The sequence below is a fragment of the Pseudonocardia nigra genome (assembly GCF_019396355.1).
In the GTDB taxonomy this organism is placed as follows: domain Bacteria; phylum Actinomycetota; class Actinomycetes; order Mycobacteriales; family Pseudonocardiaceae; genus Pseudonocardia; species Pseudonocardia nigra.
The window spans coordinates 1-7,812 of record NZ_JAHKRK010000292.1 but is presented as its reverse complement, the minus strand read 5'-3'; the positions used below and the strand labels follow the sequence as shown (position 1 = coordinate 7,812).

At 69.7% G+C, this 7,812-nt stretch carries 8 protein-coding genes; 2 read left to right on the top strand and 6 right to left on the bottom strand.

Features of this window, described 5'->3' with window-relative positions:
- Positions 1-156 precede the first annotated feature (156 nt).
- Genes KME75_RS38095 through KME75_RS38085 form a run of 3 tightly spaced genes read right to left on the bottom strand, consistent with a single transcriptional unit; the run spans position 157 to position 2,890 of the window.
- Positions 157-1,599 (bottom strand): tripartite tricarboxylate transporter permease, encoded by a 1,443-nt coding sequence (locus KME75_RS38095; protein WP_219419797.1) that lies wholly within the window; start codon positions 1,597-1,599, stop codon positions 157-159.
- A gap of 25 nt (positions 1,600-1,624) precedes the next feature.
- On the bottom strand, positions 1,625-2,071 hold the full coding sequence (locus KME75_RS38090; protein ID WP_219419796.1) for a tripartite tricarboxylate transporter TctB family protein: 447 nt from the start codon (positions 2,069-2,071) through the stop codon (positions 1,625-1,627).
- A 9-nt stretch (positions 2,072-2,080) separates the two neighbouring features.
- A complete protein-coding gene (locus tag KME75_RS38085) occupies positions 2,081-2,890 on the bottom strand; it encodes a tripartite tricarboxylate transporter substrate binding protein (protein ID WP_219419795.1) in 810 nt (269 codons plus the stop codon).
- Positions 2,891-3,165: 275 nt separating this feature from the next.
- Here KME75_RS38085 and KME75_RS38080 point away from each other — a divergent pair, with 275 nt between their 5' ends.
- A complete protein-coding gene (locus KME75_RS38080; RefSeq protein ID WP_219419794.1) occupies positions 3,166-3,957 on the top strand; it encodes an IclR family transcriptional regulator in 792 nt (263 codons plus the stop codon).
- On the opposite strand, the gene KME75_RS38075 is transcribed toward KME75_RS38080, so the two are convergent.
- The 3 genes from KME75_RS38075 to KME75_RS47205 are packed head-to-tail and all read right to left on the bottom strand — an operon-like array spanning position 3,938 to position 5,539.
- Positions 3,938-4,705: an IclR family transcriptional regulator gene (locus tag KME75_RS38075; protein WP_219419793.1), complete on the bottom strand. Its 768-nt coding sequence runs from the start codon at positions 4,703-4,705 to the stop codon at positions 3,938-3,940. The genes KME75_RS38080 and KME75_RS38075 overlap by 20 nt on opposite strands.
- An 11-nt stretch (positions 4,706-4,716) precedes the next feature.
- Positions 4,717-5,238 (bottom strand): MBL fold metallo-hydrolase, encoded by a 522-nt coding sequence (locus KME75_RS38070; protein WP_219419799.1) that lies wholly within the window; start codon positions 5,236-5,238, stop codon positions 4,717-4,719.
- Positions 5,138-5,539 carry an MBL fold metallo-hydrolase gene (locus tag KME75_RS47205; protein ID WP_372452755.1) on the bottom strand — a complete coding sequence of 134 codons (402 nt, stop codon included), beginning with the start codon at positions 5,537-5,539 and terminating at the stop codon, positions 5,138-5,140. Before KME75_RS47205 ends, KME75_RS38070 begins: the two co-directional genes overlap by 101 nt.
- Positions 5,540-5,773: 234 nt before the next feature.
- On the opposite strand from KME75_RS47205, the gene KME75_RS38060 reads away from it, so the two are divergent.
- Complete coding sequence (locus KME75_RS38060) at positions 5,774-6,937, top strand: MBL fold metallo-hydrolase (RefSeq protein ID WP_246633636.1); 1,164 nt, start codon at positions 5,774-5,776, stop codon at positions 6,935-6,937.
- Positions 6,938-7,812 lie beyond the last annotated feature (875 nt).

Sequence of the window (7,812 nt, the reverse complement as noted above, 5' to 3'; positions counted from 1 at the left end):
TCCGGCGGGAACGCCTTCGTCAGCGACCCCACCGACACTCGATCGGGCAACCAGCCCTCCGGAGACACCCCCTCCGACCCGTCGTGCGCCACCCGGCGATCATCCCCAGAGGCGACCACCAGACGACGCACCTCGACCGGCGTGTCGGCGCCAAGATCAACCTAACGCAAGGCCATTGGGCAGTACGACCGCGACCGGTCGCTGCAGGAAAATCGCCAAACCACCTTCGGAGAGGATCAACGACTGCCGCAGTGAGGGCTCGAGAACCGAGCCGAGCACGAACGCGAGCACCAGCGGCGCGGCCGCGTATCCGGACTTGCGCATCAGGTAACCGATCACTCCGAACAGCACCGCCACCCCGACGTCGAAGACCCTGTTGTTGACGCTGTACACCCCGACCACTGTGACCAGAATGGTCAGCGGCGCCAGGATCTCCTGCTTGACCCGCAGCAGCTGCACGAATATTCCGACCAGGGGCAAGTTGAGGGCCAGGAGGATCACGTTCCCGACGTACATCGAGGCGATCACGCCCCAGAACACCTCGGGGTGCGTCTCGATCATGGTCGGACCCGGGGTGATGCCCTGCAGCAGGAGGGCGCCGAAGATCAGTGCCAGCACCGGGTTGGGTGGCAGGCCCAGCGTGAGCAGCGGAATGAACGACGAGGTGGAGGAGGCGTTGTTGGCGGTTTCCGGGCCGGCGACGCCTTCGATGGCGCCCTTTCCGAACTGGTCGGGGTGTTTGCTGATGCGCTTCTCGGTGGTGTAGGACAGCAGGCTCGAGACGACGCCTCCGCCACCGGGTAGCAGGCCGATCAGGAAGCCCGTCACCGAGCCGCGCGCGATCGGTCCGCGTGAGCGGCGCAGGTCCTCCCGTCGGGGGAGCACGTGCTCGACCTTCTTGGTGACCAGGTCGCCGCGCCGGCGGTGGCCCAGGTTGTAGAGGATCTCGCCGATCCCGAACAACCCCATCACCATCGGCACCAGGTGGAGCCCACCGATCAGGTCTGCGGAGCCGAAGGCGAAGCGCGCCGCGCCGGTGACGGGATCCTGTCCGATCGAGGCCAGCCACAGGCCCTGGCCGGCCGGGATGAGTGCCTTGAGCAGCGATCCGGTGCCGAGCAGGGACACCAGCACCAGGCCCAGCACCGCAAGCGCGACGTAGTCGGGTGGGCCGAGGCCGACGGCGACGGAGGCCAGCAGCGGGGCGACGAAGGTGAGCCCGATGACGGCCACCGTGCCGCCGATGAACGACCCGATCGCGGAGATCCCCAATGCGGGGCCGGCGCGCCCGGCCCTCGCCATCTGGTAGCCGTCGAACGTCGTGACGACCGATGCCGCTTCGCCGGGCAGCCGCAGCAGCACGGAGGTGATCGTGCCGCCGTACATCGAGCCGTAGTAGATGCCGGCCAGCATGATGATCGCGGCCTCGGCGGGTAGCGAGTAGGTGATCGGCAGCAGGATGGCGATCGTGGAGGCGGGGCCCAGGCCGGGCAGCACCCCGATGACGGTGCCGAGCATGACCCCGACGAACACCCAGATCAGCGTTTCCGGGCTGAATACGACCGCGAAGCCGCCCATGAGGTCGGTGATCGCGTCCATGGCATCTTCTCCAGTTCCGCCGTGCTCAGCCGGGCCAGACCGGCAGTGGCACGCCGAGTGCGACCACGAACAGCAGGTAGGCGACCATTGGCCCCGCGGCAGCAACGGCGATCGAGACCAGCCAGGTCTGACGCCCGAGCACACGGAGCCAGAACAGCATCAGCAACCCGGTCGCGAGCAGCATCCCGATCGTCTCCAGCAGAACCGCGAACGCGGCAAGGCTCGCCACGGCCCCGGCGACCGGCATCGCCTCCGAGCCGAACCGTTCGTAGTCCTTCGTCGACCGTTCCGTGACGAGGAGCAGCACGGCGCAGCCGGTGACGACGCAGGCCGCGACCAGGGGCCAGAACCCGGGACCCGGCCTGGCGGGTGTGCCGACCTCGAGCTGGACCGATAGCAGGATGCCGACCAGGCCGAGTGCGATCACGGCGATCGTGACGCCCATCGCGACCGGCCGCGAGACGGGGTGCATGAGGCTGCCCTACCGTTGGGCGAACGGGGTGTACTCGGCGGTCAGCTTGTCGTAGATCGCGCCGAGCTCGGCGGCGCCGATGAACTGGTCCGGCACGTAGTTCTCCCCGACCACCGAGACGACCTTCTCGTCGGCCAAGCAGGTCTCCAGCGTCTGCTCCAGCGTCGCGATGACGTCGTCGGGCACGCCGGCGGGGGCACCGAGGCCGAAGTAGGTCGTGGTGTCCGGCAGGTCGGTGTAGCCAAGCTCGGCAAGCGTGCTCGCACCCTCCAGGTACGGCGGCACCTCCTCCGACCCGGTGGCGAGCGCCCGCAGATCCCCCGCCTCGATCTGCTTGACGATGTCGGGGGTGGCCGCGTCGAACGCGACCTCGGTGTTGCCGCCCAGGATGGCGGCCATCATCGGCGGGTGCCCACCGAACGGCACGGCCTTGAACGTGACGCCGTACTGCTCGGCCAGCGCCTGCTGGCCGAAATGCAGCGCGGTGGTGGCGCCCGGGGTGGCCAGGGAGACGCTTCCCGGCTCGGCCTCGACCGCCGAGAAGAGCGCTTCTGCCGAGTCGAAGCGCGAGTCGTCTCGCACGAAGAACACGCTCGGCAGCACCGAGATCGCCCCGATGGTCCGATAGCTGTCGCGGTCGAAGGTCACGCTCTCCTCGACCAGCGGCGGAACGATGGCCGACCCCGCGGAGATCGTGCCCAACGTGTAGCCGTCGGGGTCACTGTTGACCATCTCGGTCATGCCCACCGCCTGCGAGCCGCCGGCCACGTTCTCCACGATCACCGTGGTGCCCAGCTCCCGCTCGAAGCAGGGGGCCACGGCTCGCGCCGCGACGTCCAGCGGCCCACCTGCCGGACCGGGGAGATGATGCGGATCGTGTCCGAGGGGTACTCGCCGGAGGCGGTGGCCCCTCCCTGCCCGCAGCCCGCCGCGGCCAACGCCAGTAGCACGGCGCCGAGGCCCCCGGTTGTTCGACGGCGCATCGTCTACCTCCATCAACAGCTGGTTCCTTCGCCTTACTGTCCGCCCGCCCGCCTGCCCTCACCATCTGCCGTCCCATACAGCGAAACGCAAGGCGGGATACGCTGGATGGCGTGACCGCTCGATCAGGGGCGCCGGCGGAGACGGCGAGCCGACCGGCGTCGGTGGCCGGGCGGTTGATGGCGATCATCAACTGCTTCACCGGCCAGGACCCAGCCCTGACGCTGGCCGAGCTGCAGGACCGCACGGGCCTGCCCCGGTCCACGGTGCACCGGCTGGCGCAGGAACTCCTCGACTGGGGTGGGCTCGAGCGCGCACCCGGCGGCCACTACCGGGTCGGCCTGCGGCTGTACGAACTGGGGATGATGGCGCCACGACAGCGACGGCTGCGGGAGCTCGCGCTGCCGGTCATGGAAGATCTCTACCTGGCCACGGGCGACAACGTGCATCTCGGGGTGCTCGACGGGACGCAGGTGCTCGTGGTGGAAAAGGTCACCGGGCTGCACTCCGCACGGGCCCCGTCCTCCCCGGGGGGACGGCTTCCCCTGCACGCCACCGCGATCGGCAAGGCGCTGCTGGCGTTCTCGCCCGCGTCGATGATCGATCAGGTGATCGCCTCGGGCCTCGAGGCGTTCACCGATTGGACGATCACCGACGGAGAGCTCCTCGCCGATGACCTCGCCCGCACGCGGGAGCGTGGATACGCGGTCGCCTACCAGGAACGGTCGTGGGGCACCGCGTCGGTGTCGGCCCCGATCCTCGACGTCCACGACGCCGCGGTCGCGGCGCTGTCGGTGGTGGGGGACAAGGACCGGATGAACGTGGAGGCGGTCGCGACCGCGGTGTGCTCGGTGGCGTTCATGTTGGGCCACGAGTTGGCCGGGGTCACCCGCCCTCCAGCCTGATCCATCGCCGCGCGATCGTACGGGCGGCGACCCGCAGCGCGGGAGGGAACCGCGCCAGGTCCATTCGGTCCACCGGGACCACGATGGACAGCCCGGCGACCAGTTCGTTGTCGACGCCCAGAACCGGAACCGCCAGCGAGGCGGTGCCGGGGCTGCGCTCCTGCCACGCGGTGGCGAACCCGGCGTCGCGGATCGCCTCCAACTGCTGCTCCAGTGTCGCCGGGTCCGTGATCGTCCTGGGGGTGAACCGGCGCAGAGGCTGCGCCAGGACGGCGTCGCGGACGTCGTCCGGGGCGTGGGCGAGCAGCACCTTGCCGATGCTGGTCGCATGGGCGGGCAGCCGCTCGCCGGACCGGGCCGGGGTGGGCACGGAGCGGCGCCCGGCGATGCGCGCAACGACCACCACGCTCGTGCCGTCCCAGACGCCGAGATGCACGTTGTGGCGGGTAGCGCGATGGAGATCCTCCATCACCGGCTGTGCGACCCACCGCAAACCCTGCGACCGGGCGGCCAGCGCCCCGATCTCGAACATCCGCACCGAGATCTCGTAGGTCCCCCGCCCCCGGTCAATCAGTGCGCCACTCGCGACGAACTCCTGCGCGAAGCGGTGCACCGTCGCCTTCGGCAAGCCGGTGCGAAGCGCGATCTCCCGCAACGGCAGCGCCTGATCGCCCGGGCGGAAGGCGTCGAGTACCGACAGGCAACGACTGGCCACCGATCGACCGGGCTCGCCGCTGTTCCCGGCCATCAGCGCACTCCCTAGATCACCAGCAGGTCGCGCGCCACCACGATCTCGCCGGAGAAGTGCTTGCGCGCGGCCGAGGCCCACTCCTCATCGGTCACGGCACCGCTGGCCGGAACCAGGTGCGACAGCACGAGCGTACCCACGTTCGCCTTGTGCGCCACCAAACCGGCCTGCTCCGGTGTGGTGTGACAGCTGAGCATGTGCTCCCGGATGGAGCGAGCGTTGGTCTGCTGCTCGAGCATCGCGATGCCACGTTCATGCACCGCTTCGTGCACGAGCACGTCGGCGTCCCGGGCCAGGTCCACCAGGTTCTCGCTGTAGCGGGTGTCGCCGGAGAGGACCACCGAGCGATCCCGGGTGTCGAATCGGTACGCCAGCGCGGGATGCAACGGCGGATGGTCGACGAGGGTGACGCCGACGCGCACCCGCTCATCCTCATAGACCGGACCGGGCTCGGACGCCTCGTCGACGACCACCAGGTCGGGGAACGGGTCCCGACCGGTGGTCGAGGTACGCGCGGCGAGCTCGACCCCCACCATGCTCAGGAAGTCGGCGAAGATGGCTTCCGTTGGCGGAGGCCCCGACCAACCGCATCGGCCGCTTGCGCCCGGCGGTCCACGCCAGGAGCGGCAGATTACCCAGGTCGGCGGTGTGATCGATGTGATGATGGGTGATGAACACCGCCTCCACGTCGCGCAGCTGAAGCCCAGCCAGCACCATCTGCCGGGCCACCCCGCTCCCGCAGTCGACGACATAGACGTGCCCCTCGATCACGAGCGCCTGCGCCGGAGCTGCGCGATCCGGCGACGGCCGTGGACCTCCCGCGGTACCCAGCATGACCAGCTGCATGGCGCGCGCATCCCTCCGCATCCTCGGACGGCCGCTCATAGCCTTCTAGCGGCCGCCGACAGCGTGAACGTCCGGAAACGCGCAGCGCACCCAGCCATCCCGCCCAGCGGAATACGGATCGGACGTTTCTCGCCGTTCCGCTGGGCGGGAGCCGAGTGGTCCGGCGGCAGGCGGTCCTTCGACGATCGGCCCGCGACGGTTCCCGATCGAAAGGACCACGCCATGCCCGAGCTCCCTCACGAGGCGAAGCGCCGTTCGCCCACGATGCCCCGGCGCAGCCTGCTCCAGGCCGGCGCCGTTGGCATCGGCGCCCTGACAGCCGCTTCCGCGATGCCTGCTGTGGCTTCCGCCTCGGTCGCCCGGGCGCCGACGGGGCAACAGACATCCCGGCGTGCAGACCGGTGCCGCACCCGGCTGGTGCTGCTCGGCACCGCAGCCGGACCGTCCCCGCGGATGGGCCGGCTCGGGATGGCTTCGGCGCTGGTGGTGGGTGACCGCGCCTACCTCGTCGACGCCGGACGGGGCATGGTGGACCAGGTGGCGCGGGCGGAAATCCCGTTCGGGTCGATCAGCGACGTACTCGTGACCCATTTGCACTCCGACCATGTGGCGGAGCTGTTCAACCTGTTTCTCCTGACCTGGGGCAACGAGAATCCCAACAGGTCCACGATTTCCCGCCCCGTGGGTGTCTGGGGCCCAGGACCGGCGGGGGCGCTGCCCCCGGCGAGAGATGGTCGTCCCGCCGTTACCGTCGAGCCGCAGACCCCCGGGTTGGTGGAATACTTCGAGCGCTCGCTGCAAGCCAACGCCTACGACGTCAACGTGCGGGTGCGGGACACCGGCCGTCCCGACATCCGTTCGGTCTATCAACTTCACGAGCTCGCGCTGCCAGCCGGTGCCGGGCCCGGGCACGATGACCTTGCCCCCGAGATGCAGCCGTTCCTCGTCTTCGAAGACGATCGGGTGCGCGTCCACGCGACGCTCGTTCACCACCCGCCGATGTTCCCGTGCTATGCATTTCGGTTCGACACCGAGGACGGGTCAGTGGTCTTCAGCGGGGACACCACGGCGTCCTCGAACCTGGTTCGGCTGGCGCGCGCGGCCGACGTCCTGGTCCACGAGGTCATCGAGACGTCCTACTACGAGGCGCAGAACTGGCCCCCCGGCCGCCTCGCCCACCTGAGGGAATCGTTCACCGACGTCTCCGAGGTCGGAGCGGTCGCCGCGGCCGCGGACGTCCGAACCCTTGTACTGAGCCATCTCGCGCCAGGCGACCCGGAGGCGGTCCCCGACTCCACGTGGCACCGCAAGGCCTCGCAAGGATTCGACGGGCAGGTCATCGTCGGCCATGACCTCCTGCAGATCGGGGTCGGTGCGCCTGGATGAGATCGGGGATTGTCCCCAGCCCAGTGAAACGTGAGTCGACGGTGACTCGAATGGTGAGGACCACAGGATCCGCGATCTGCGCGCCGCCGGGCTGCTCGACCTGGGCCGCTACGCGGTCGACGCCTTGCATGTGCAGTCAAATGGGGGAGCATGTCGGCCCAGTCGCCGGTCAACCGTGGCCACCGCGGCTCCAATCAGCACCTGATCGTCGACGCCCACGCGCGCCCTTCGGCCGGCCGAACGAGCCCTCGCACCTGACTGATCCGGCAGCCGATCCAGCGTCGGCGACACATCCCAGAGTCGTACCCCACCTCCAGTTCCAGGGGGCCCGCGCCGTCGGGGTCTGTCGGCTGTGGCGCGACGGTCGTTCGCGGCGCCCTGGTGCAGGAGCTCGTGCAGGTCCGGCCACACTGCCTCGGTCCAGTGAGGACGCCGCGGTGCTCGCCGGTCGACGAGCACACCAGTTGCGCAGTGCGCGCCGGACGCGTGATCGGGTGCGGCGGGGTCCCCCGCTACGTACAGCAGTGGGAAACAGCGCGTCGTCCGCGTCGAGGTCGGTCAGGCCGACTACGGCAGGCGGACCGGCGTCACGACAGGCCGGTGCGGGATCGCGCAGGTCGCGAGCCAGCGGGCACGAAGCGCCTGTTCCCGGCGCGGCCAGCGGCGTCCTTTCCACGGAATCGTTTCATCACCTTGTGGGGGTGTATGTCGATCGGACGGTGCAGGTGGTGGCGCTGGGCGGTGGGGCCAATGGCCTTGCGTTAGGTTGATCTTGGCGCCGACACGCCGGTCGAGGTGTGTCGTCTGGTGGTCGCCTCTGGGGATGATCGCCGGGTGGCGCACGACGGGTCGGAGGGGGTGTCTCCGGAGGGCTG